We start from the raw sequence: 1,820 nt of genomic DNA on the forward strand, positions 1-1,820 counted from the left end.
CAGGGAAACACGGTGCGGAGGGGCTTTTTCAGGAGATATCCAACAGCTCAAAATTTACGCCGCATAAAACAAGGAATAAAAGCCTGCCCGAACACCCTCAAAAAATAAAACTGAGATTGATAATATTCTGATAACTCTGGACCGTTGGGATGGCTATTAAGGTCAGGGGATGGTATTGTGTGTTGCTGCAAAGGAGGCGACACAGATGCGAAAGACACTGGAAAATTTATATTACGGCAACATCACGCCATGCGACCGGCAGGTAGAACCAGGATCTGATTTGCAAAGAGCAATGGAGAAAGCGGAGAAGTGTGAGGAAAAGCTGATAGCGCGGCTCAAAGACGAAGAAGAGCATCTGCTTCTGAATCTAGTGAACGCGCAGGACGAGATCAGCAGTACGCTTGCCATCGAAAAGTTCATCCTGGGCTTCCGCCTGGGAATGATGCTGGCCGTAGAGAGTTTCGATGAAAATGACGGCTGCCTGACAGACATCATGGAGGGATGAACGGTATGGCAAAGCGCAGAGCAAACGGCGAGGGTAGCATCCGCAAGCGAAAGGATGGCCGCTGGGAGGGCCGATACACAGCGGGGCGGGACTCCGCCACAGAAAAGCCTATCTACAAGAATGTCCTCGGTAAGACGCAGGGTGAGGTCAAAGAAAAGCTGAAGAAGGCGATCGCAGATAGCCAGCACTTGGATGTGAGTAAAGCCAAGACCTATACCGTGGGGGCATGGATCAAGCTATGGTACGAGGTGTACGCCGAACCTCGCCTGCGGGAGAAAACAAAGGAATACTACCTGAACTACATCGACAACCATATTGTTCCGAGAATCGGCAAGGTTCTACTGGAGAAATTGACGACCATTCAAATTCAGAAGTTTTACAATGACCTTCAAAAGAATGGGCGTGTTCAGCGGTACGCACACATCGAATTGAAAGACAAAGGGCTGAGTACCAGAGTAGTCCGGGGCATCCATACTCTGCTGAACAACTGCCTGGAGCAGGCAGTTGCCGAAAGGATCATCCTGACCAATCCGGCAAAAGGATGCAAACTGCCGAAAATGGAGAAGAAAGAGATGAAGATCCTGCCACAGGAGAAGATCGGACCATACTTGATGGAGGCAGACAAAAGGGGCCTGCTGGCGGCGTACTATCTGGAACTGACCACGGGACTGCGGAGAGGGGAACTTCTTGCCCTTCTCTGGACTGACCTGGATGTCGAAAATAGGACCATCTCTGTGACAAAGCAGGTGAACCGTATCAAGGGGAAACTGGTGGTGAGCCAGCCGAAAACACAGAACTCCGTGAGAACGCTGGCAATTCCACAGCAAGCGGTGAATCTACTGATTGAGGAACACAAGAAACATCCAAGAAACCCGTATATGTTCCCGTCACCCAAGACGGGCACCATGTTCGACCCGGATTCCTTCCGACATACCCATGATAAGATACTGAAGGCCATCGGCGCGGAACACATCCGGTTCCACGACTTGCGCCACACGTTCGCAACACTATCCCTAAAGAACGGTGTAGACGTCAAAACATTATCCGGCACCTTGGGCCACTACTCGGCAGGCTTCACCCTCAGCACCTACACCCACGCCACCGCGGACATGAAACGGGATGCGGCGGATACCATCGGAAACGTCATCAGCCAAGCAATGTGAAAAACAGACAAAAAGACAATCGAAAATTCTACACAGGAAAACCGAGAGAAATGACAGAAAAGCGGCACCGGGTAGGGAATTTCCTGCCCGGTGCCGTTCAATCCTCTCTGTTCCGGTTTAAAGTGCTCCCCAAGTCAAGGACATTTTCATTT

Annotated in this window: 2 protein-coding genes; both read left to right on the forward strand. The window is 50.8% G+C overall.

Annotation, left to right across the window (positions count from 1 at the left end; genetic code table 11):
• Nucleotides 1-205: 205 nt before the first annotated feature.
• Nucleotides 206-505: a DUF6809 family protein gene (locus HMPREF1546_RS00975; RefSeq protein ID WP_036629699.1), complete on the forward strand. Its 300-nt coding sequence runs from the start codon at nt 206-208 to the stop codon at nt 503-505.
• 5 nt (nt 506-510) lie between these two features.
• Nucleotides 511-1,668 carry a site-specific integrase gene (locus HMPREF1546_RS00980; RefSeq protein ID WP_036629701.1) on the forward strand — a complete coding sequence of 386 codons (1,158 nt, stop codon included), beginning with the start codon at nt 511-513 and terminating at the stop codon, nt 1,666-1,668.
• The last annotated feature ends 152 nt before the right edge of the window (nt 1,669-1,820 follow it).

The sequence above is a fragment of the Oscillibacter sp. KLE 1745 genome, assembly GCF_000469445.2.
In the GTDB taxonomy this organism is placed as follows: domain Bacteria; phylum Bacillota; class Clostridia; order Oscillospirales; family Oscillospiraceae; genus Oscillibacter; species Oscillibacter welbionis.